The organism is Achromobacter sp. ACM04 (assembly GCF_014851465.1).
GTDB lineage: Bacteria > Pseudomonadota > Gammaproteobacteria > Burkholderiales > Burkholderiaceae_B > Achromobacter > Achromobacter aegrifaciens.
This window is the reverse complement of the sequence record NZ_JACUZS010000003.1, coordinates 376121-398846: the sequence shown is the minus strand read 5'-3', so window position 1 is coordinate 398846 and position 22726 is coordinate 376121. Positions and strand designations below refer to the sequence as shown.

The 22726-nt window shown below is 65.7% G+C and carries 21 protein-coding genes; 7 read left to right on the top strand and 14 right to left on the bottom strand.

Annotated features, from left to right (window positions below; genetic code table 11):
• Positions 1 to 41: 41 nt before the first annotated feature.
• Positions 42 to 950, top strand: coding sequence for a LysR family transcriptional regulator (locus tag IB259_RS18195; RefSeq protein WP_119450841.1), 909 nt, complete (start codon positions 42 to 44; stop codon positions 948 to 950).
• Between the two features lie 3 nt (positions 951 to 953).
• Here the strand turns inward: IB259_RS18195 and IB259_RS18190 are convergent, their stop codons facing one another.
• On the bottom strand, positions 954 to 1967 hold the full coding sequence (locus IB259_RS18190; RefSeq protein ID WP_158598566.1) for a tripartite tricarboxylate transporter substrate binding protein: 1014 nt from the start codon (positions 1965 to 1967) through the stop codon (positions 954 to 956).
• Between the two features lie 227 nt (positions 1968 to 2194).
• Between IB259_RS18190 and IB259_RS18185 the strand changes: the two genes are divergently transcribed.
• Entirely contained in the window at positions 2195 to 3751 is a 1557-nt protein-coding gene (locus tag IB259_RS18185) for an AMP-binding protein (RefSeq protein ID WP_125470928.1), read from the top strand.
• 93 nt (positions 3752 to 3844) lie between these two features.
• Positions 3845 to 4282 (top strand): universal stress protein, encoded by a 438-nt coding sequence (locus IB259_RS18180; protein ID WP_054450200.1) that lies wholly within the window; start codon positions 3845 to 3847, stop codon positions 4280 to 4282.
• A 14-nt stretch (positions 4283 to 4296) separates the two neighbouring features.
• Here the strand turns inward: IB259_RS18180 and IB259_RS18175 are convergent, their stop codons facing one another.
• From IB259_RS18175 to IB259_RS18155, 5 genes are all read right to left on the bottom strand, one after another.
• Complete coding sequence (locus IB259_RS18175; RefSeq protein ID WP_119450838.1) at positions 4297 to 5223, bottom strand: hydroxymethylglutaryl-CoA lyase; 927 nt, start codon at positions 5221 to 5223, stop codon at positions 4297 to 4299.
• 22 nt (positions 5224 to 5245) lie between these two features.
• On the bottom strand, positions 5246 to 6205 hold the full coding sequence (locus IB259_RS18170) for a tripartite tricarboxylate transporter substrate binding protein (protein ID WP_192329817.1): 960 nt from the start codon (positions 6203 to 6205) through the stop codon (positions 5246 to 5248).
• A gap of 70 nt (positions 6206 to 6275) precedes the next feature.
• Positions 6276 to 7484 (bottom strand): CaiB/BaiF CoA-transferase family protein, encoded by a 1209-nt coding sequence (locus IB259_RS18165; protein WP_082400642.1) that lies wholly within the window; start codon positions 7482 to 7484, stop codon positions 6276 to 6278.
• A 169-nt stretch (positions 7485 to 7653) separates the two neighbouring features.
• A complete protein-coding gene (locus IB259_RS18160) occupies positions 7654 to 8574 on the bottom strand; it encodes a LysR family transcriptional regulator (RefSeq protein WP_054450193.1) in 921 nt (306 codons plus the stop codon).
• Between the two features lie 71 nt (positions 8575 to 8645).
• Positions 8646 to 9590 carry a LysR substrate-binding domain-containing protein gene (locus IB259_RS18155; protein ID WP_192329815.1) on the bottom strand — a complete coding sequence of 315 codons (945 nt, stop codon included), beginning with the start codon at positions 9588 to 9590 and terminating at the stop codon, positions 8646 to 8648.
• Between the two features lie 82 nt (positions 9591 to 9672).
• Here IB259_RS18155 and IB259_RS18150 point away from each other — a divergent pair, with 82 nt between their 5' ends.
• From IB259_RS18150 to IB259_RS18140, 3 genes are all read left to right on the top strand, one after another.
• Entirely contained in the window at positions 9673 to 10596 is a 924-nt protein-coding gene (locus IB259_RS18150; protein WP_175159485.1) for a carbon-nitrogen hydrolase family protein, read from the top strand.
• A 523-nt stretch (positions 10597 to 11119) separates the two neighbouring features.
• Entirely contained in the window at positions 11120 to 11809 is a 690-nt protein-coding gene (locus tag IB259_RS18145; RefSeq protein WP_054450186.1) for a glutathione S-transferase family protein, read from the top strand.
• A 96-nt stretch (positions 11810 to 11905) separates the two neighbouring features.
• Positions 11906 to 12550 (top strand): PIN domain-containing protein, encoded by a 645-nt coding sequence (locus IB259_RS18140; RefSeq protein WP_175159655.1) that lies wholly within the window; start codon positions 11906 to 11908, stop codon positions 12548 to 12550.
• Positions 12551 to 12565: 15 nt separating this feature from the next.
• Here the strand turns inward: IB259_RS18140 and IB259_RS18135 are convergent, their stop codons facing one another.
• The 4 genes from IB259_RS18135 to rpsO all read right to left on the bottom strand — a co-directional run bounded on the left by IB259_RS18135 (position 12566) and on the right by rpsO (position 17269).
• Positions 12566 to 13783 (bottom strand): threonine ammonia-lyase, encoded by a 1218-nt coding sequence (locus tag IB259_RS18135; RefSeq protein ID WP_054450181.1) that lies wholly within the window; start codon positions 13781 to 13783, stop codon positions 12566 to 12568.
• A gap of 13 nt (positions 13784 to 13796) precedes the next feature.
• Positions 13797 to 14459, bottom strand: a complete 663-nt coding sequence (locus IB259_RS18130; protein ID WP_370127071.1) for a hypothetical protein — start codon at positions 14457 to 14459, stop codon at positions 13797 to 13799.
• Between the two features lie 287 nt (positions 14460 to 14746).
• Positions 14747 to 16909: a polyribonucleotide nucleotidyltransferase gene (pnp, locus tag IB259_RS18125; protein ID WP_054450179.1), complete on the bottom strand. Its 2163-nt coding sequence runs from the start codon at positions 16907 to 16909 to the stop codon at positions 14747 to 14749.
• A 90-nt stretch (positions 16910 to 16999) separates the two neighbouring features.
• Positions 17000 to 17269, bottom strand: coding sequence for a 30S ribosomal protein S15 (rpsO, locus tag IB259_RS18120; RefSeq protein WP_006223612.1), 270 nt, complete (start codon positions 17267 to 17269; stop codon positions 17000 to 17002).
• Positions 17270 to 17581: 312 nt separating this feature from the next.
• Between rpsO and IB259_RS18115 the strand changes: the two genes are divergently transcribed.
• Entirely contained in the window at positions 17582 to 18100 is a 519-nt protein-coding gene (locus IB259_RS18115; RefSeq protein ID WP_054450177.1) for a hypothetical protein, read from the top strand.
• A gap of 66 nt (positions 18101 to 18166) precedes the next feature.
• On the opposite strand, the gene pssA is transcribed toward IB259_RS18115, so the two are convergent.
• From pssA to IB259_RS18095, 4 genes are all read right to left on the bottom strand, one after another.
• Entirely contained in the window at positions 18167 to 18940 is a 774-nt protein-coding gene (gene pssA, locus IB259_RS18110; RefSeq protein WP_054450175.1) for a CDP-diacylglycerol--serine O-phosphatidyltransferase, read from the bottom strand.
• Positions 18941 to 19118: 178 nt separating this feature from the next.
• Positions 19119 to 20135: a ketol-acid reductoisomerase gene (gene ilvC / locus IB259_RS18105; protein ID WP_013391929.1), complete on the bottom strand. Its 1017-nt coding sequence runs from the start codon at positions 20133 to 20135 to the stop codon at positions 19119 to 19121.
• A 76-nt stretch (positions 20136 to 20211) separates the two neighbouring features.
• Positions 20212 to 20703, bottom strand: coding sequence for an acetolactate synthase small subunit (gene ilvN, locus IB259_RS18100; protein ID WP_054450173.1), 492 nt, complete (start codon positions 20701 to 20703; stop codon positions 20212 to 20214).
• Between the two features lie 11 nt (positions 20704 to 20714).
• Positions 20715 to 22484, bottom strand: coding sequence for an acetolactate synthase 3 catalytic subunit (locus IB259_RS18095; protein ID WP_255423500.1), 1770 nt, complete (start codon positions 22482 to 22484; stop codon positions 20715 to 20717).
• Positions 22485 to 22726: the final 242 nt, after the last annotated feature.

Below are 22726 nucleotides of genomic sequence, written 5' to 3'. Positions count from 1 at the left end.
CGCAATTATCTTTTCTTCGTTTTCAATAACCTGGCGGAATCATGAGGCTGGAAGATCTGGACTATTTCCTGGCGGTCGCGCGGCTGGGCCATGTCGGCCGGGCCGCCGACGGCATAGGCGTCAGCCAGCCTGCACTGACCAAGGGCATCCGGCGCCTGGAAGAAGAACTGAAACTGCAGCTCTTTGTCCGCACGCCCAAGGGCATGGAGCTGACAATTCCAGGACGCGCGTTCTACCAGCGCTCGATGCAGGCAAGGCGGGAACTCGACGACGCCATGCAGGAAGCGGGTGACCTGCACCGCGGAAGCATCGGCTTGCTGCGCGTCGGCGTCACGCCGCTGCTCGCGGAATCGTTCTTCAATCCGGCCTGCATCGAACTGCTGGCGCAACGACCCGCCGCCAAGGTCCAGGTCATGGTCAGCCTGAACGATGCCTTGATTCCAGCGTTACGGCAGGGAGACCTGGACTTCGCCATCAGTTCGCTGTTCGAATCCGCCTCCGCGGCGGAGTTCGAACGGGAACCCTTGTTCGCAGACAAGCTTTTCGTTGCCGTGCGCCCGGGCCATCCCTTGCTGGGCCGCCGCAAGATCCGCTTTGCCGATCTGGCGGGGTGCCAGTGGATGCTGCCGGGACCGCAGGCGGCATCACGGCGCTGGCTGGAAGCCAAGTTCGAGCAACACGGGTCGGCGCCGCCCAACGTGACGATCGAATCCAACGCGTCGGTATCGGGATTGCTGGGCATCCTGCACAGCACGGACCTGCTGACTCTGGTAAGCGAAATCACCCTGTCCGCGCATGCCGGCCAGGGCCTGAGCATCCTGCCTCTGGACGACATGACATGGCATCGGCAGATCGGCGTGCTGACGCGGCGCAACAGCTACCAGTCGCCGCTGACGCAGCGGCTGCTGGAAATCCTGCGGGAGCATGCCCGCGCCCGGGCGGGCGCCTAGCCCTCAATCCGCCTGCAAGCCCAGCTTGTCGATGAGCGGCCCATAGCGGGCGGACTCATCATCGATGAGCTTGCGCAGCTGCTGCGGCGTGCCGGGTATGGGCGTGAACGATTGCGACGCCAAGGCCTCCAGCACCTGGGCATCCTGCATCGCGCGGCCGACGGCGGCATTCAGCCGGTCGATGATTTCCTGCGGCGTGCCTTTCGGCACGGCGATTCCCGCCCAGCTGCCGCTGTCGAAGCCGGCATATCCCAGCTCGGCCACGGAAGGCACCTCTGGCAGGGAAGCGGCGCGCTTGGCGCTGGTGACGGCCAGCGCGCGGATCTTCCCTGAGGCGATGAAGGGCATGGCGGGCGCGACCGCGACGATGCCGATATCGATCTGGCCGCCTGCCAGGTCATTGAGCGCGTTGCTGCCACCCCGATAGGGCACGTGTATGGCGTCCAGGCCGAAATGCTGCTTGAGCGTTTCAAACGTCAGATGCATGGATGAGCCCACCCCCGGGCTGCCGTAGCTCAGTTTGCCTGGATTGACGCGGGCGTATGCGAGCAGCTCCTGGAATGTCTTGACCGGCAAGGCGCTGCTGACCAGGACCACGTGCGGAGCGATGCTGAGTCCGGATACAGGCGCCAGATCCGCGATGGGGTCGAACGACAGTTTGGGCGAAAGATGCTTGGCAATCGCGAAGTTGCCGCCGTACTCCAGCAGGGTGTAGCCGTCCGCAGGCGCGTTCGCGACCTTGGCGCCGCCCAGATTGCCGCCGCCCCCGCCCACGTTCTCGACGATGATGGTCTGGCCCAGTTCCTTGCCCAGGGGCACGGCGACCAGGCGGGCGATGTAGTCGAACTGGCCGCCAGCCGAGAACGGCACGATGAAGCGTATGGGCTTATCGGGGTAGCCGGCAGCCCCGGCGCCAGCCGCCTGCGCGGGTCCCGCCATGAGCGCGGCAAGCCCCAGGCTGACGGCCGCCAGGCAACGGGCCGCCCTGTCCCGCAGGCGGAAATTTCGCTGGTTCATGTTGTCTCCTGTTCTTGTGCAAGGCGGGACCGATGCTGGCCCCGCTTTCGCATAGAGGTAACCCGCAGGCCGCCTGAACGTCATGCCGCATCCAACGATTTCCATAACGCAGGGGAATCGCCCCCGCACGATAACGGCGCGGCATGAGGATTCGCGTCCTGGTTATCCGCGGGCGCCTTGCCGCCCCGCAGGATAGCGGCAAGCCAACCCCCAGACACGGACACACCATGAACCAAGGCCGATACACCACCCGCAATGCGCGCTATTGGCGCGACCGTCCCGCCGTCATTTTCGGCGACAGGACGCTGAGCTTCGGACAGCTGGAAACCCGCTCCAACCGCCTGGCCAACGCCTTGCTGGGCCTGGGGCTGAAGAAAGGCGATCGCGTCGCCATTCTGGCCTGGAATTGCCCGGAGATCATCGAACTCGAATGCGCGCTGTACAAGGCGGGACTGGTGAAAGTGGCCCTGAACGCGCGCCTGTCGAACCAGGAGGTGCTGGATTCGGTCAACAATGCCGATGCGGCGGCCTTCATTGTGGACCCAGCCCATGTGGAAGCAGCGCAATCCCTGCTGGACGGCTTGGAGAACGTGCGGCATCGATTGGTGATGGGCGCCAGCGACATCGAAGGCTGGCGCTCATACGAACGCCTGCTGGAATCGGCCGCCGACAGCAACCCGGACGTGCCGATGCAACCCGGCGACCTGGCCGTGCTGCACTTTACGTCGGGCTCGACGGGCAAGCTCAAGGCCGCCATGCAGACGGTAGGCAACCGCCTGGCGTCGCTGCGCAAGGTCGTGATGGGCCGCATGCGCGCCAATCCCGGCGAAGTGCTGGCACTCGCCGGCCCCATTACCCACGCCAGCGGCATGTTCATGCAGCCCTTCCTGTTCCAGGGCGGAACGATCCTGCTGCATGACCGGTTCGACCCCGAGAGCTTCCTGGCCTCCGCTGCCCGGCATCGCGCCGCCTTCAGCTTCATGGTGCCCACGATGGTCAACATGCTGATCGCGCATCCGCGGCTGCATCAGCACGACCTGAGCGCGCTGCGACAGATTTCCTATGGCGGCGCGCCGATGGCGCCGGCCCGCATCCGCGAAGCCTGGGAAGCCCTGGGACCCAAGCTCAGCCAGGGCTATGGCGCGGGTGAAACCACCGGCGGCCTGGTGCTGCTGAGTGCCCTGGACCATGCCGCAGCCATGTCGGGCCACCCGGAACGGCTGCTCTCCTGCGGGCGTCCATTCGGCGAAAGCGAGGTTCGTCTGCTGGACGAAGACGGCCGTGAGGTCGCGCCCGGCGAGGTCGGCGAGATTACCGCCACCGGCCCCGACATCTTCGCAGGCTATTGGCGCGAACCCGAGCTGTCCGCGCAAGCCCTGCGCGATGGCCGGCTGCATACCGGCGACCTGGCTCGGATGGACGATGCAGGTTTCCTCTATGTCGTGGACCGCAAGAAGGACATGATCATCTCGGGCGGATTCAATATCTACCCTACTGAAGTCGAACAGGCGCTGTATCAGCATCCGGGCGTGTACGAAGCCTGCGTTTTCGGCGTGCCCGACAAGGTGTGGGGCGAGTCCGTCAAGGCTGTGCTCGTGCTCAAGCCTGGCGACACCACCACCCCGGCCGATCTGATCGAGCATTGCCGCAAGCACCTGGCGGATTTCAAGAAGCCTCGCAGCATCGAACTGGTGGCGGAGTTGCCGAAGAACGCCAACGGCAAGCTCGCGCGCAAGCAACTGAGGGACGCGCACTGGGCGCATGAGGAGAGAAAGGTGGGCTAAGGGCACCACTAGGCGTAGTATGGGGATAGATGCTGTTCACGCTCCTAGGGCCGCGCGGACTCGCGCCGCCCTCCACACCCTCAGGAGGTTGTCATGTACAAGCACATACTCATCCCCATCGACGGATCCGAGCGTTCCTATGCCGGCCTGGCGCAAGGACTGGGCCTGGCCAGCGCCCTGGGCGCAAGCGTCACGGTGCTGACGGTGTACAGCGCCTACCGCCCGACCTCCATGGAAACGGTGCACCTGGAGGGCGTGCATACGGAATATGAGCGCGAGGCCCAGGAACTCGCCAAGTCGTACCTGTCGCAAGCGGCCGCGCAAGCCAGCGCCGCGGGCGTGCCCTGCACCACCGAAATGCGCGAAAGCAACAACCCGGCGCAGACCATCATCGATATCGCCATGACGCAAGGCTGCGACCTGATCGCCATGGCCTCGCGCGGCCACGGCGGACTGGCGGCCGTGCTGCTGGGCAGCCAGACGCAGAAGGTGATGGCGCATTCGACGCTGCCGGTGATCGTCTACCGCTAAGACCGGCGCTTGGACTAGACCGCGGCGCGCGCTCCGTAGGTCTTCGGTATGCCAGCGGCGGCCACGCCGCTGCGCAGGCTTTCCTGCGGCAGCGCCTGGGCCAGCAAGGGCCGCGCCTGCAGCAACCGCGACAGATCCACGCCCGTGCGGTAGCCCATGCTTTCCAGCATGAAGACCAGGTCTTCGGTGACGATATTGCCCGACGCGCCAGGCGCGAAGGGACAGCCTCCCAGGCCTCCCAGGCAGGAATCGAAAGCGCGGATGCCTTCGTCCAGCCCGGCCAGCGCATTGGCCAGGCCCAGCCCCATCGTGTCATGCAGGTGCAGCTTGACCAGGCGCGCGCCCACGGCGTCCTGCGCGGCGCGCACCGCATCGCGCACCAGCGCCGGATGGGCATAGCCCACGGTGTCGGCCAGCGAGATCTCGTCGGCGCCGGCCAACGCGGCGGCGGCGGCCACCTGCGCGACACGGCGCACCGGCACCACGCCTTCCATCGAACATCCGAAGGCGGTGGCGACCGCCGCATCGATGCGCACGGGCCGCGGCTGCGCCCGCACCCAATCGACGATGGAGGCCAGCACCTCCACCTGTGCGTCGGTGCCCTTGCCGACGTTGGCGCGGCTATGCGTGTCGCTAACGGAGACAGGAAACGACAGCGCGTGCGCGCCAGCCTCGTAGGCCGCAATGGCGCCCTTGAGGTTGCAGACCAGGGCAACCACCGTCAAGCCCTCGATCTTCAGGACGTCGGGCAGGACCGTACCCGTATCGGCCATCTGCGGCACCAAGCGCGGCGACACGAAGCTGCCCGCCTCGATCTCGCGCAGGCCGGCGTCGGCCAGCTGCCGGATCCAGCGCAGCTTGTCGGCCGCGGACATCATGCCCTTGGCCATTTGCAGCCCGTCGCGCGGACCCACTTCGCAAAGCCTGATTTCCTGGTTCATGTGCTGTCCTTTCCCGGCCGGCCTACTGCTGCACCACGATGCCCGCGCTTTCGATGGTCTGGCGCGCCTTGGCGATGTCCGATTTGATCAACGCGGCAAACTGTTCGGTGGACACCGGATCGGTTTCCAGGCCTTGCGAGGCCAGCGCCTCCTGCACGTCCTTGCGCGCCAGCAGCTTGTTGAAGTCGCTATTCAGGCGCGACACGACCGCGGACGGCGTCTTGGCCGGGGCCAGCACGCCGTAGTAGGTCACCACGCTGAAATCCTTGTAGCCCAGCTCCGCGACCGTGGGCACCTCCGGCAGCGCCGGATTGCGCTTGGGCGAAGTGACTGCCAGCGCGCGCACCTTGCCGGACTTGATCAGCGTGGCCGCCGACGAAATCGAAGAGCCCGCGAACTGCAGGTGTCCGCCCATCAGGTCCGCCAGCGCCGGGGCCGAGCCCTTGTACGGCACGTGCTGCATCTTGAAGCCGGCCGCGTGCTGCAGCATTTCGATGGCGATGTGCACGCCGCCGCCCGTGCCCGAGGTGCCATAGGAGATCTTGTTCGGATCCTTCTTGGCGGCGTCGATCACTTCGGGCAGCGTCTTGTAGGGCGAGCTGTCCGACACCAGCAGCACCATGGGCGTAGTGGCCACCAGCGCCACCGGCGCCAGGTCCTTGACCGGGTCGTACGACACCTTCATCAGCAGCGGAATCAGGGTGACGTTGTCGGACTGGCCGATCACCAGGTCGTAACCCTGGGCAGGCGAGCGCGCCGCTTCGGCCAGGCCCAGCGCCGTGCCCGCGCCCGGCTTGTTCTCGGGAATCACTGACCAGCCGTTGAGTTCATGCAGCTTGGTGCTCATCAGGCGGCCGATGTAGTCGGTGCCTCCGCCCGGCGTGGACGGGATGATGATGCGGATGGGCTTGCTGGGATAGTCCTGGGCGTGTGCGGCACAGGCGGCGGCCAGCGCGGCCACCGCGAACAGTTTGCGGATCATCTTGTCTCCTCTTTGATGGAAGTCTTGGCGGTCTGCGCCGCCTCGACCGATATCGGGCGCTACCGCCCGTTCATGCAATAACGCCTGCGCTGCGCAGGACCTCGATGCGCGCGGCATCCCAGCCCAGGCCCTGCAGGATGGCCTGCGTGTCGCCGCCCTGCCGCGGCGGATCGGAACGCTTGCCGGCCTTCAGGCCGTCGAACTCGATGGGCAGCGCCGCCGCGGATATCTCCCCGCCGTCCGGCAGCCGGGTCTTGAGCAGCGCGCCGCCGGCGTTCAGGTGCGCATCGTCCAGCAGGTCGTGCGGCTGGCGTATCGGGCCATAGGACAGGCCGGCGGCTTCCAGTGCCGCGCACAGCTCGTCGGTCTTCCAGGTCTTCAGGATCTCGCCCACGCCCGGCACCAGCCAGGGCCGCGCCGCCTCGCGGTCGACGGCGGTGGCCAGGCGCGGATCGGCGGCCCACTCGGGCGGCAGGAATTTCTGGGCGAAGTTGCGCCATTGCGCATCGCCCACCACGGCGACGAACACGCGGCCGTCGGCGGTCTCGAACACGTCATACACGCCCCAGGGCGGCCGGCGCTCCGCGCCCATGGGCTTGGGCGCCGCGCCCGTCAGCTGGTATTGCGCGATGAACTGCGCGACCAGCAGCAGGTTGTTCTCGAACAGGCCGGAGCGCACATGCCTGCCGCGCCCCGTGGCGTGGCGGTCGTGCAGCGCCGCCAGCGCGCCCACCACGCCGAAGGTGCCGCCCAGGATGTCGTTTACAGAGGCCGCCACGCGCTGGGGCGTGTCCGCGCCGCCGTTGATGTAGGCCAGCCCGCCCATCATCTGCACCACTTCGTCCAGCGCGGTGCGCTGCTTGTAGGGGCCGGACAGAAAGCCCTTGAGCGATACGTAGATCAGCCCAGGGTTCTCGGCCGACAGCGACTCATAGTCCAGCCCGTACTGGGCCAGGCTGCCGTCGCGAAAATTCTCCACCACCATGTCCGCCTGCAAGGCCAGCTGGCGCACCACGGCCTGCCCCTCGCGCGCCTTCAGGTCGATCGCCAGGCTTTGCTTGTTGCGATTGAAGACCGGGAAGTAGCCGCTGCCCGAGCCCTTCAGGCGCCGGGTGCGGTCGCCTTCGATCGGCTCCACCTTGATGACCTCGGCTCCCAGGTCCGCCAGCGCCAGGCCGGCCGCCGGGCCCATGATCATGTGGGACAGCTCCAGCACCTTGATGCCGCGCAGCGGTAATTCGGTGTGGTCCATGAAGGGTGAAGCCGGTGTTGCTGCCATCTGCATATCCTCGGGCCTGATGCGCTGAAAAACAGGCAACGGCAAGATCGATGCATGCCGCCGCCCCATGCCCCATCATCGGCGGCAAGCCGGATCAGCGGGTAGCGCTCTTTCAGCACGGGGGCATTCTCGTTTGGGAACGTCCGGGAAAGCCCTGAGGCCCGTCGTTTCAGGCGGCCTCCGCCACGCCCAGATGCGCCAACAGCACGCGAGCGGCGGGCGGCAAGGCGTCCAGCCCCAGCACGGCGATGCACAAGGAAGTGCTGGACCAGGCTCCGGAGAGCGGAATGAAGCGGATGTCCAGGTTGGCGTGGCGCGCTTTGAGATACATGGGCACCACGGCCACGCCCATGCCGCGCGCCACCAGCATGCAGATGGTTTCATGCGAGCTGACCCGCGCGCTGATCCGCCGCGCCACGCCCGCATCCTGCGCCGCCTGCTCGAACACCGCGCTGATGCCGTTGTCGCGGTTCAGTTCGATCTGCTCGAAGGGCAGCAATTGCGCGTAGTCCAGCGTGTCGCGGTCGGCCAGCAGATGCTGGCCGGGCACGACCGCCGCCAGATCGCAGCGGCCACAGGTAAAGACCTGCAAACCGTCATGACCAAAATCGGAACCCACCGCCACGTCGGCCTGGCCGTCGAGCACCGCGCGGAACACCTCCTGGGTGGTGCCCTCTTCCAGGGAAATATCGATCTGGGGATAGGCGCGGCGAAAGGACTGGATCTGCGCCGGCAGTTCGCCGGACAGCGCCGCCACGCTGACCGCGAGCCGGATACTGCCGCGCACGCCGGTCGCAAAGCCCGCCATCTCGCGGCGCATGCGGTCCATGCTCTGCAGCACCATGCGCACGTGCGTGGCCAGCGCATTGCCTGCCGGCGTGGGCTGCACGCCCCTGACCCCGCGTTCCAGCAGCGGCACGCCGAAGGCATCCTCCATCTCCGACATGCGTTTGCTGACGGCGGAAGGAACGATATTCTCGCGGGCGGCGGCGCGCGCCAGGCTGCCTTCCTCCAGCGCTGCGAGGAACAGGCGGAGCGAGACGGGATCGATATCGCGGGGATGCGGCGGGGGAGACGGGACGGGCTTCATGCCGGGAAGTGTCGTGCCTTGCGCGCCTGCGCAGGGATCGGGGTTTTCCCGGTCCGGGGCGCCTTGCGCCTTTAACCCCGCACGCCCATACCGCCCTCCCATGCGTAGCCAGTCAGCAAGCCCAGCAAACCGCGCCTGACCACGGCCACTGCCTGATCCCGCAAGGCATCGGCGCGCCAGCCCATTTCGATGGCATAGCCCGGCATCGCGACCGGGCAGGGCAGCATGCGCAGGCCGGAAGCGGCAGCCAGGCCGCGCGCCGCGTGCGCGGGCAAGGTCGACAGGGCATCGCTGCCCCGCAACAGGAACGCCAACGCCGAAAAATGCGTGGTCGATGCCTGCACCCGGCGCGTCAGTCCCAGCCCGTGCAGCACTTCATCCACCACCCCGATGAAGCCGCCGGACGACACCAGAATGTGCTGGCGGCGGATGAATTCCTCCAGCGACAAGGTGGTCTGGCCTGGCGCCACGCTGGCGGGATCCAGCAGGCAGGCATAGCCGCCCTGCCCGACCGTCACGCGCTGCAAGGCCTGCGAGGCCAGTCCGCCCGAAGCGATCACCAGGTCCGCCTCGCGCGCCATCAGCATGTCGGCCGCCAGCCGGCTGTGGGTCTGGCGGAAGATGAGGCGCAGCCCCGGCGCGCTCTGCGCCAGCGCGTGGATCGCGTCTCGTCCCAGCGCGATCTCGAAATCGTCCGATAGCCCCAGCGTCACCGACCTGCCGGCAAAGCCCGCCGCGCCAGGCCGCGCCAGCGATAGGCTCTGACGGCACTTGTCCAGGGCTTCGCCAATGACGGGCCGCAGTTCGCGCGCCCGCAGGCTGGGCGTCAGCCCTCTGCCGGTGCGCGTGAACAGGGGATCTCCGTAAAGCGCGCGCAGGCGGCCCAGCGCCGCGCTGACAGCGGACTGCGTCACGCCCAGGCGCAGCGCGGCACGTCCCGCTCCGCCCTCGTCATAGATGGCCTCGAAGATCTTGAGCAGGTTCAGGTCGGCTGACTCGATATCAATCTGGTTCATATCATTTATCTCTGACCAGGATTGATTGATTTTAGGGCCGGCCGGACACTGAAGCCCATTGCCACGTTCCGAGACCCCCGCCATGACCACGAAAACCGTCGCCGCCCTGCAGATCGGCTCCTCCCCCGAGGGCAAAGCCCGCACCCTGGAAGACATCCTCGCCTACGAGGGCGAGATCGTCGCCTCTGGCGCCTCGCTCGTGGTCATGCCCGAAGCGTTGCTGGGCGGCTATCCCAAGGGCGAGATCTTCGGCACCCGCCTGGGCTACCGCCTGCCCGAAGGTCGCGAGGCCTATGCCCGCTATTACGACAACGCCATCGACGTGCCCGGCCCCGAAACCGAAGCGCTCGCCGCCCTGTCGCAGCGCACCGGGGCCAGCCTGGTGGTGGGCGTGATCGAACGCGGCGGCAACACGCTGTATTGCTCCGCCCTGTTCTTCGAACCTGCTACCGGCCTCGCCGCCAAGCACCGCAAGCTCATGCCCACCGGCACCGAACGCCTGATCTGGGGCCAAGGCGACGGCTCGACCCTGCCGGTCGTCGACACCGAAGCCGGCCGCATCGGCGGCGCCATCTGCTGGGAAAACCACATGCCGTTGCTGCGCACCGCCATGTACGCCAAGGGCGTGGAAATCTGGTGCGCGCCCACCGTGGACGAACGCGACATCTGGCAGTGCTCGATGCGCCACATCGCCCACGAAGGCCGCTGCTTCGTGGTCAGCGCCTGCCAGGTGCAGCCCTCGCCCGCCGAACTGGGCCAGGACGTGCCGGGCTGGGACGCCAACCGCCCTCTGATCAACGGCGGCTCGGTCATCGTCGGTCCGCTGGGCGACGTGCTGGCGGGCCCGCTGCGCGGCAAGGCCGGCCTGCTGACCGCCCAGGTCGACACGGCGGAACTGGTGCGCGCCCGCTACGACTTCGACGTGGTGGGCCACTACTCGCGCCCCGACGTCTTTTCCTTGACCGTGGACGAACGCCCGCGCCCCGCCGTGCGCTTCGTCTCCTGAACGCCCCGGCTGACGGGAGCCCGCAATCAGGGCACCTGGCGCCGGGATGGTATAGTCTCGCCCGCTGCCGGCCCTTCCGGGCCGCGCAACGCCCGAGTGGTGAAATTGGTAGACACAAGGGACTTGAACTAATTTGAGCCCTTTGGGGGAAACTCCAAAGGTGTAGCCCGTCAAACTCGGCGAATGCCCTGGACCCGTTCCGAGCCAACGCCGAGCCAAGCCCAGGTCGCATGACCGGGGAAGGTGTAGAGAGCAGACGGCGGGCACCTAAGGCCGCAAGGCTATGGTGAAGGCGTGCTCCAGACCACGAACAGCGCATCCGCGCTGGCGGCGAAAGCCGAAGTGGTAAGAAAATCCCTCGGCCTCGCGGCCGTACCGGTTCGATTCCGGTCTCGGGCACCACCCCGCCACAGGCCAGGCGTCCATCCTTCGTCGCAAACCGGCGAACGCCTGCCTCGTCAAACTGAAGCGCGCAAAATTGCCCCCGCCGATCTAATCTAGTCCGGTAACCAGGGAGCGCGCCATGATCACCCTCTACTCGTACCCCGGACTCTATGGGCTGGAAGACAACAACCCTTACGGCCTGAAGATCTACGCCTTCCTGAAGCTCTGCCGGCTGCCGTTCGACCACCGGCATACGCTGGACGTACAGTCCGCCCCGCGTGGCCAGCTGCCCTACATCGCCGACGGCGATCTGCGTATCGGCGACAGCGACGCCATCATCGCCTACCTGAAGCGCCAGTACGAACTGACCATCGACGATTCCCTCACGCCCGAGCAGCAGCGCCAGGACTTGCTGGTGCGCCGCGCGCTGGACGACCTGTACTGGGTCATGTCCTATTCGCGCTGGCGCGATGACCGCTATTGGCCGACCTTCCGCCGCGCGCTGCTGGACGCCCACCCGGACGTCACGCCCGAGCAGCTGGAAGCCGCCCGCCAATACAACTTCCAGCGCTACCACTACCAAGGCATAGGCCGCTACGCCCCCGAAGACGCCTATGCGCGCGGGATCGCCGACCTGGAGGCCGTCTCCAGCCTGCTGGGCGACAACGGCTTCATGTTCGGCCCCAATCCGGGTAGCGTGGACGCGGGGCTCTACGGCTTTCTCGCCAATATCTATTTCTACGCCATCGACACGCCGCTCAAACAGTGCCTGGTGTCGCGGCGCAACCTGGTGAGCCTGTGCAATGCCGTGCGCGCCGAACTCGGTTAAGGCCTGACTCCCTTCCCGCGCGCGGCCGCCCGCCCCGGACGGCTTCCAAAAACGTTATTCTTGCGCCTCGTTTTCCACGTTTCCGCCCTGCCCGCCATGCGCCGGCGGGGCTTCAGACCTCACTTGACCGCCGCTTCCTCCTCCCCGCCCTTCATCGTCCTCGACGCCTGCGTCCTCATGTCAGGCATCCTGCGCCGCCTGCTGCTCAGGCTGGCCGAGGCCGGCGTGTACACGCCGGTCTGGACCGACCGCATCGGCGAGGAATGGCGCCGCAACGCCTCGCGCATCTGGGAGATCCCGCCCGAGGTGATGATGGAGATGTGGGACGACATGAACGCGCGCTTTCCCGGCGCCCGCGAGACGGACACCCAGGTCTACGAGGCCTCCCTGCGCTACAGCGACCCCAAGGACTTCCACGTGATCGCGGCCGGCCTGGCGCGGCGCGCGCGCTGCGGCCTGCAACAGCCGCCGGTGGTGCAGGTGCTGACCTGGAATCTGAAGGATTTCAACCGTTCCGAACTGCGGCGCCAGGGGCTGGACGTCTACAACCCCGACCGCATGCTGACGCAATGGTGGCAGGCCGCGCCCGACGCCATCCGTGCGGCGGCGGCACAGGTGCCCGCGGACTATGTGGCGTTGGGGCGCGAACCCGAGCCGCTGTCGGCGACGCTGCACCGCGAGCGCCTGTATGGCCTGAAGAACCTGCTGGCGCGCGACGCCGCGCAGAACGGCGGCGCCTGAACCGCGCCAGCGTGCTCAGTGGTCGTGGTTGCTGGCGGCAAAGCCCGCCGCGTTCAGTATGTCGATCACTTCCTGGATGTGCTCGTGGCCGCGCGTCTGCAGCACGAAATCCACCTCGACATTGCGCACCGGCAATGACGTGAACGCACGCTGGTGGTGCACTTCGGTGATGTTGGCCTGCGCGTCGGCGATGAGCTTGGTGGCGTGTGCCAGCGCGCCCGGCAGATCGCGCAGGTCCACGCGGATGCGCGCCAGGCGGCCGGCGCGCACCATGCCGCGCTCGATCAGTTCGCCCAGCATCAGCGGGTCGATGTTGCCGCCCGTCAGCACCAGGCCGATGCGCTTGCCCTTGTAGCGGTCGCTGCCCTCTTCCTGCGCGCGCAGCAGCGCGGCCAGGCCGGCGGCCCCCGCGCCTTCGACCACCGATTTCTCGATCTCCAGCAGCACCACGATGGCGTGCTCGATATCGCTTTCGCTGACCAGCTCCAGTCGATCGACCAGCTGGGTGACGATGGGCTGGGTCAGCGCGCCCGGCGACTTCACCGCGATGCCTTCGGCGATGGTGTAGGCGCCCTGCGGCATGGACACGCCCTTGACGGCGGCGTACATGGACGGAAAGCGCTCGGTCTGCACGCCGATGATCTCGATGCCGGGCTTGAGCGCCTTGGCCGCGGTGGCAATGCCGGAGATCAGGCCGCCGCCGCCGATGGCGACGACCAGGGTGTCCAGCTGCGGCTGGTCTTCCAGCATCTCGAGCGCCACCGTGCCCTGCCCCGATATGACCGCCTCGTCATCGTACGGGTGGATCATGATCAGGCCGCGCTCCTGCGCCAACTCGTAGCCGCGCGCCTTGGCGTCGTCGAAGGTGTCGCCGGCCAGCACCACCTCGGCGCCGAAGCGGCGCGTGTTGGCGATCTTGACGGTGGGGGTGAACCGCGGCATCACGATCACGGCCGGCACGCCCATGCGCTGGGCATGGTAGGCCACGCCCTGCGCGTGGTTGCCGGCGGACACGGCGATCACGCCCTTGGCGCGTTCTGCTTCCGACAGCGTCAGCATGCGATTGAGCGCGCCGCGCTCCTTGAACGAAGCCGTGAACTGCAGGTTCTCGAACTTCAGCCAGATCTCCGCGCCAAAGATGTCGGACAGCGTGCGGGACAGGGTAAACGGGGTCTTCAGCACCTGGCCGCGCAGGTTCTCGCGGGCGGTCTGAATGGAGGCGATATCGATCACGATGGAAATCCTGTTAGCGCACCGGCAGGAAATTGAACAGCAGCAGGCCCTGCGCGTAGTTGATCCCGATGCGCCGCGTGTTCTCGCCCAGCAGGTTCGCGATCAGATCCAGGCGGCCGATGATGGCGCCGAATTCGCGTTCAAAGCTGAGGTTGGTGGCGTTCTGGGACATTTCGTTGGCCAGCAGCAAGGGTTCGCCCTGGGTATTGCGGCGCGACGCCAGCAGCCAGGCGGCTGCCTCGACGTTCCGTGCGGCATTGTAGACCCGCTGCCCGTCCAGCGCGTCGGTGGCGTACAGGCGGGTTTTGCCGTTGTGGGCGGCGATGATGGTGTCGGCCAGGCCGTAGATGAAAGCGCCGACCCGGTCGCCCGAATAGTTGGGGTCCAGGGACACGGCCAGGATCTGGATGTCGCGCAGTCCCGCCAGGTCCTTGGGCGGGATGCGGACTTCGATGGAATGCTTGACCAGCGACACCGCCTTGGCCAGGTCGGGCGCGCCGGACTTGCGCCATTCGCGCGGATTGCGGCGGTAGAGCTTGTCCAGCAGGACATACAGGCTGGCCAGGTTGTCGCGCACCTCCAGCGTGACGGTGCGGTTGAAGTCGGTCTGGCCGAACTGGTCGGCGGACATGTCCTCGCTCTTGGGACCGCCCTTGCCCGGCGCGGGGCTGCTCATGCAGCCGCTCAGCACGGCCGCAAGCAGCGCCGCGGCACTGGCGGATCTGGCCCACGCCGTCATGCCTTGCCCATCCGTTTCCCCCTTCTTTGCCACGTCGCGCAGGCCATCCTCCGTGGTCGGGGGGCCTCGCTCTCGCGCAAGACTTTACAGGAAGGTAAGCGCAGTTGGGAGATGTCCGGGGTCTGAAGAAGCAAGAAGATGAATCATGCCGGCCACAAGCGCGCGCGCCGGCCCATGAAAAACGGCGCCCGCAGGCGCCGTTTCATGCTACCGGTCAAGCAGGCTTATTCAGCTTGCGGTTCCGATTGCGGGGCAGCTTCGGGAGCCGCAGCGGCTTGCTGCTGCTCGATGCCGCCAATCGCCTTGATGGACAGGCGCAGGCGGCCCTTGTCGTCGGCCTCGATGACCTTGACGCGGACTTGCTGGCCGACCTTCAGCACATCGTTGATGTTAGCGATGCGGTAGTTGGCGATTTCCGAGATGTGCAGCAGGCCGTCGCGGCCCGGCAGCACTTGCACGATGGCGCCGAAATCCAGCAGGCGCAGCACGGCGCCTTCGTAGATCTGGCCCACTTCGACGTCGGCGGTCAGTTCGACGATGCGGCGCTGGGCTTCCTTGGCCTGCGCTTCGTCGACGCTGGCGATCACGATCGTGCCGTCGTCCGAGATGTCGATCTGCGTGCCGGTTTCTTCGGTCAGCGCGCGGATGGTGGCGCCGCCCTTGCCGATCACGTCGCGGATCTTCTCGGGGTTGATCTTGATGGTCAGCATGCGCGGAGCGAAAGCCGACAGCTCGCCGCGCGAACCGTCCAGCGCTTCCTTCATCTTGCCCAGGATGTGCAGGCGGCCTTCGCGGGCCTGAGCCAGCGCCACTTGCATGATTTCCTTGGTGATGCCCTGGATCTTGATGTCCATCTGCAGTGCGGTGACGCCGTTCTCGGTGCCCGCAACCTTGAAGTCCATGTCGCCCAGGTGATCTTCGTCGCCCAGGATGTCCGTCAGCACGGCGAACTTGCCGCCGTCCAGGATCAGGCCCATGGCCACGCCGGCCACGTGATCCTTGACCGGCACGCCGGCGTCCATCATGGCCAGCGAGCCGCCGCAGACCGAAGCCATCGACGACGAGCCGTTGGACTCGGTGATTTCCGACACGATGCGGATGGTGTACTGGAAGTCTTCCGGAGCCGGCAGCAGCGGGATCAGCGCGCGCTTGGCCAGGCGGCCGTGGCCGATTTCGCGGCGCTTGGGCACACCGATGCGGCCCGTTTCACCGGTGGCGAACGGAGGCATGTTGTAGTGCAGCATGAAGCGGTCGCGGTATTCGCCCATGAGCGCGTCGATGATCTGCTCGTCCTGCTTGGTGCCCAGCGTGGCCACGACCAGCGCCTGGGTTTCACCGCGGGTGAACAGCGCGCTGCCGTGTGCGCGGGGCAGCACGCCCAGACGCACGCTGATGGGGCGCACGGTGCGGGTATCGCGGCCGTCGATGCGCGGCTCGCCGTTCAGGATCTGGCCGCGCACGATGGCGGATTCCAGCGAGAACATGATGTTGTCGACAGCGACGGCGTCCGGCAGCGCTTCGCCCTTTTCGGCGGCGGCGGCGGCCAGCTTGGCCGACACGTCAGCCGACACTTCGCGCAGCTTGGTCGTACGGGCCTGCTTTTCGCGGATCTGGTAGGCGGCGTTCAGGCCTTCCTGGGCAGCGGCGGTGACCGCGGCGATCAGGGCTTCGTCCTTGGCGGGCGCTTGCCAGTCCCAATCGGGCTTGCCGGCGTCCTTCACCAGTTCATGAATGGCGTTGATGACGGCCTGCATTTGCTGGTGGCCGTAGACCACGCCGCCCAGCATGATTTCTTCGGACAGCTGGTCGGCTTCGGATTCCACCATCAGCACGGCGTTTTCGGTGCCGGCGACGACCAGATCCAGCTTGGACGACTTCAGTTGCGAGGCGGTCGGGTTGATGGCGTACTGGCCATCGATATAACCCACGCGCGCGGCGCCGATGGGGCCGTTGAACGGGATGCCCGAGATGGCCAGCGCGGCCGAGGCGCCGATCATGGCGGGAATGTCGGGATCGATTTCAGGATTGACCGACAGCGTGTGGATGACCACCTGGACTTCGTTGTAGAAGTCTTCGGGGAACAGCGGACGCAGGGGACGGTCGATCAGGCGCGAGGTCAGCGTTTCCTTCTCGGAGGGCTTGCCTTCGCGCTTGAAGAAGCCACCCGGGATGCGGCCGGCGGCGTAGGTCTTCTCGATGTAGTCAACGGTCAGCGGGAAAAACGTTTGACCCGGCTTGGCCTTCTTGGAAGCCACGACGGTGGCCAGGACGACGGTGTCCTCGATCGACACCACAACGGCGCCGGAGGCCTGGCGAGCGATCTCGCCAGTTTCCAGGACGACCGTGTGCTGGCCGTACTGGAACGATTTTGTCACTTTGTTGAACATGACGATTATTCCTTACAAATGAAAAACCGTGGCCGTCGCGACATACGTCGCACCGACCACGGTTGCGTCATGGGGAGCCAGCCCCGTCGATCACTTGCGCAGACCGAGTTTTTCGATCAGTGCGCGGTACGAATCGGGATTGCGGCCCTTGAGATAGTCGAGCAGCTTGCGGCGACGGCTGACCATACGGAGCAGACCGCGGCGCGAGTGATGGTCCTTCATGTGTTCTTTGAAGTGACCGGTCAGTTCGTTGATGCGGGCGGTGAGCAGAGCCACCTGAACTTCGGGGGAGCCGGTATCGCCTTGAGCGCGTTGGAATTGCGCGACGATATCGGATTTTTTGATGTCAGCTACAGACATTTATGACCTCTTCGGACATGCGACAGGGCCGAGGCGCCCTGACGTGGTTTGGAAAAAATTTGCGCGAACCTGGCGGAATTCGCTTTCTCACTGCTGCCATTGATGACTCAAACAGAAGCCTGGAATCCGGGTGTTGGACGCGGTGTTTCGACACCGGGGCCTGGCACCTGGACCAGCTCTGCGGCCAGCGCAAAGGATGTTGCAAGATCAATACACTTGATAAAGCTCGATGATTATAGCCGATTCGCTAGAATTACCCCAATGAGGGCCGCCTGCCCCGCCGCAGGCCGCGATGCCACATAAGGAGAAGATATGTCTAAATATTACAGAAGCGCGCGCCTGGCACTGGCTGCCGCCGCGTTGGCCGGCCTGGCCGCCTGCGCAAACATGGCCCAGATTCCTCCCGGCACGCCCTACGCCGACGTGCAAGCCCAGTTCGGCCGGCCCAACTTCGAATGCCCGCAAGCCAATGGCGGGCGGCGCGTGATCTGGACCCAGCAGCCCATGGGCCAGTACGCCTGGGGCACCAACGTCGGCGCGGACGGACGCGTGGGCCAGGTGGTGCCGCTGCTGACGGACGAACACTTCAAGGTGCTGAGCGAAGGCGTATGGGGTCCCGACCGCGTGCGCTGCGAATTCGGCCCGCCCGCCAAGATCGAGGAAGCCGGCCTGGGAGAAAAGCGCGAGGTGGTCTGGTCGTACCGCTACAAGGAAAACGGCGTCTGGAACTCGCTGATGTATGTCTACATGAGCCGCGACGGCAGCAAGCTGACGCACTTCCATCCCGGCCCGGACCCCATGTACGACGACGACCGGTTCATGTGGCGCTGATTCCCCCGCCTCTCTAAAAAACAAAACCCGCCATCAGGCGGGTTTTGTTTTCAAGGCGTTCACCAATCAGGACGATTGGTTGCGGCGTTCCTGCGTCAGGCGGCGCGCGCGGTTCCAGCGCCAGGCCCACATGATCCAGCCCGACAGGCCGTACAGCACGAACAGGCCGAACAACACGACCGGAGGATCGCTGGACACGAACACGAACACGGCCACCACCAGCAGGATGCCCCAGAACGGCACGCTGCGGCCCAGGGCGAAGCTCTTGCCGCTGAAGAACGGCGCATTCGACACCATGGAAATGCCCGCGTACATGGTCAGCGTGAACGCCGCCCAGGCCATCAGGCTGTCATGGATGGGCAGCTTGTTGTCCACGGCCAGCCAGACGAAACCCGCCACCAGCGCGCCGGCAGCCGGGCTGGGCAAGCCCTGGAAGTAGCGCTTGTCGACCACGGCGATGTTGGTGTTGAAACGCGCCAGGCGCAGCGCGGCGCCGGCGACATAGACGAACGCGGCCAGCCAGCCCCAGCGGCCCAGGTCGTTCAGGATCCATTCGTACATGACCAGCGCGGGCGCAACGCCGAAGGAGGTCATGTCGGACAGCGAGTCGTACTGCTCGCCGAAGGCGGACTGGGTGTTGGTCAGGCGGGCAACCCGGCCATCCATGCCGTCCAGCACCATGGCCGCGAAAATGGCGATGGCGGCCACTTCGAAGCGGTCGTTCATGGCCTGCACGACGGCGTAGAACCCCGCGAACAGTGCCGCGGTGGTGAACGCGTTGGGCAGCAGGTAGATGCTGCGGTGGCGGTTCTCGGAATCGCGCATGGAAAAATTGGGCATGGTCTCAATAACTTACAACGAACATTGAAAGGTTAACCCATCTGGCCCCGCTTGCGGGGCGGAGCAAGCCGCGTGCCTGGCCAATCGAGGGGAAGCCTGCAAAAAAAAGCGGCATGCCCTCGCAGGCATGCCGCTTCGACCCTGATTGCGCGGGGCAGGCCCCGCGCAATGGCATGGATCAGTTCTTGGACTTGTCCACCAGCTTGTTGGCGGCGATCCAGGGCATCATGGCGCGCAGCTTGCCGCCCACTTGCTCGATCTGCGATTCCGCGTTGATGCGGCGGCGCGAGGTCAGCGTCGGAGCGCCGGCGGTGTTTTCCAGGATGAACTTCTTGGCGTATTCGCCGGTCTGGATGTCCGTCAGGCACTGGCGCATGGCCTTGCGGGTTTCGTCGGTGACGATCTTCGGGCCGGTTTCGTACTCGCCGAACTCGGCGTTGTTCGAGATCGAGTAGTTCATGTTGGCGATGCCGCCTTCATAGATCAGGTCGACGATCAGCTTCAGTTCGTGCAGGCATTCGAAGTACGCCATTTCGGGCGCGTAGCCGGCTTCCACCAGCGTGTCGAAACCGGCCTTGATCAGTTCGACGGTACCGCCGCACAGCACGGCCTGTTCGCCGAACAGGTCGGTTTCGGTTTCTTCGCGGAAGTTGGTTTCGATGATGCCGGCACGGCCGCCGCCGTTGGCGCTGGCGTACGACAGGGCCACGTCACGCGCGGCGCCCGACTTGTCCTGGTACACGGCCACCAGGTGGGGCACGCCGCCGCCTTGCTTGTAGGTGTTGCGCACGGTGTGGCCCGGGGCCTTCGGGGCGATCATGATGACGTCGATGTCTTCACGCGGCACGACCTGGCCGTAGTGCACGTTGAAGCCGTGGGCGAACGCCAGGGCGGCGCCGGGCTTGATGTTGGCGTGCACTTCCTTGTTGTAGACCGAGGCGATGTTCTCGTCGGGCAGCAGCATCATGACGATGTCGGCGGACTTGACCGCGTCGGCAACTTCCTTGACTTCCAGGCCGGCGTTGGCGGCCTTGTTCCACGAGGCGCCGCCCTTGCGCAGGCCGACCACGACCTTCACGCCGGACTCATGCAGGTTCTGCGCGTGCGCGTGTCCTTGCGAGCCGTAGCCGATGATGGCAACAGTCTTGCCCTTGACCAGGGAGAGATCGCAGTCTTTGTCGTAGAAAACTTTCATGGTTGTGCTCCAGATTCCAGTATTTTGGATATTTGTTTAATTCAGATGTAGGGTGCGGCTTGGCCTGGAAGGCCGGTCAAATCTTCAAAATCCGTTCACCGCGTCCGATGCCGGACACGCCGGTGCGCACGGTTTCAAGGATTGCACTGCGGTCCAGGGCCTCCAGGAAGGCCTGTACTTTTTCCTGCACCCCGGTCAATTCGATGGTGTAGGACTTGTCGGTCACGTCGATGATGCGGCCGCGGAAGATATCCGCCATGCGCTTCATTTCCTCGCGCTCCTTGCCGACCGCGCGCACCTTCACGAGCATCAGCTCACGCTCGATGTGCGCGCCTTCGGTCAGGTCGACCACCTTGACCACATCCACCAGGCGGTTCAGGTGCTTGGTGATCTGCTCGATGATTTCATCGGAACCGGTGGTCACGATGGTCATGCGCGACAGCGTGGAGTCCTCGGTGGGCGCCACGGTCAAGGTCTCGATGTTGTAGCCCCGCGCGGAAAACAGGCCCACCACGCGCGACAGCGCGCCGGGTTCGTTTTCGAGGAGGACGGAAATCACGTGCTTCATGGGTGGCCTCCTTACAGGTCTTCAGAGCCGAGCAGCATTTCGGTCAGCCCGCGGCCGGCCTTGACCATCGGCCACACGTTTTCGGTGCGGTCGGTGATGAAGTCCAGGAAAACCAGGCGATCCTTGTGCTTCTTGAACGCTTCGCGCAGCGCCGGCTCGACGTCCGCCGGTCGTTCGATGCGCAGACCCACGTGGCCATAGGCCTCGGCCACCTTGACGAAATCGGGCAGCGAATCCATGTAGGACTCGGAATAGCGCGAACCGTAGTCGATCTGCTGCCACTGCCGGACCATGCCCAGGAAGCGGTTGTTCAGGCAGATGATCTTCGGCGTCAGGCGGTACTGGTGGCAGGTCGACAGTTCCTGGATGTTCATCTGGATCGACCCTTCGCCCGTGATGACGGCGACGTCGTGCCCAGGATTGGCCATCTGCACGCCCATGGCGTACGGCAGGCCCACGCCCATGGTGCCCAGGCCGCCGGAGTTGATCCAGCGGCGCGGCTTGTCGAACTTGTAGTACTGCGCGGCCCACATCTGGTGCTGGCCCACGTCGGAAGTCACGAAGGCGTCGCCGCCAGTCACTTCCCAGAGCTTTTCCACCACGAACTGCGGCTTGATGACCTCGTCCGAGTTGGCGAACTTCAGGCATTCCTTGCCGCGCCAGGACTCGACCTGCTCCCACCACTTGGCGATCGGAGCAGGCTTGTGCTCGGCCGCGGCGATGTCGTACTGCGCGCTGAGGTCGGCCAGGACGTCCTTGACGTTACCGACGATCGGGACGTCCACGCGCACGCGCTTGGAGATCGACGAGGGATCGATATCGATATGGATGATCTTGCGGGCGTTCTGGGCGAAGTGCTTGGGGTTGCCGATCACGCGGTCGTCGAAACGGGCGCCGATGGCCAGCAGCACGTCGCAGTGCTGCATCGCCATATTGGCCTCGTACGTGCCGTGCATGCCGGGCATGCCGACGAACTGGCCGCTGCTGGCCGGGTAGCCGCCCAGACCCATCAGGGTGCTGGTGCAGGGCGCGCCCAGTTGCGACACGAGCTTGTTCAGCTCGGGCGCGGCGTTCGACAGGATGACCCCGCCGCCCGTGTAGATCATGGGCCGCTCGGCGGCCAGCAGCATCTGCACGGCTTTCTTGATCTGCCCCTGGTGGCCCTTGTTGACGGGCGCATAGGAGCGCATCGAGATCTCGCCCTTGGGCGGCGTGTACTTGCACTGCGCGATGGTGATGTCCTTGGGGATATCCACCAGCACCGGGCCGGGACGGCCGGTGCGCGCGATGTAGAACGCGCGGCGCATGGTTTCGGCCAGGTCCTTGACGTCGCGCACAAGGAAGTTGTGCTTGACGCAGGGACGCGTAATGCCGACGGTGTCGCATTCCTGGAAGGCGTCCTCGCCAATGGCCGCAGTGGGCACCTGCCCGCTGATGATGACCATGGGGATGGAATCCATGTAGGCGGTGGCGATGCCGGTGACGGCATTGGTCACGCCCGGTCCGCTGGTCACGAGGCAGACGCCGACCTTTTGCGACGAGCGCGAATAGGCATCGGCGGCGTGCACGGCGGCCTGCTCGTGACGAACCAGGATATGCTGGAATTTGTCTTGCTTGAAAATCGCGTCGTAGATGTAAAGCACCGCGCCGCCGGGGTAGCCGAAAACGTGTTCCACGCCTTCATCGGCCAGGCAGCGCACGACGATATCGGCGCCATTCAGTTCCATGTTGTCATTCCTTTCAGTACCGGCCCTGCAACCCTGACTGCTGCTCGCCCGGATACGGCGGCAACTGAACCCATACCGGTCCCGACAACATGATCCGGCGCTTTGCGGCTCACGGAGCCACGCCACCCGGACACCTTGCCGACCCGGCACACGCTCGACAGAACGCAGTGCAAACGCCCCTGGGGGACGCTGGAGGTCGAAATGGAAGCCTTGGCAACACACGCTTGTGGCGCGGCCAACGGCAGGTGTAACTGCTGCGGGATGGCTGGGAGGTGACCCTGGCAATCCGCCTCAAC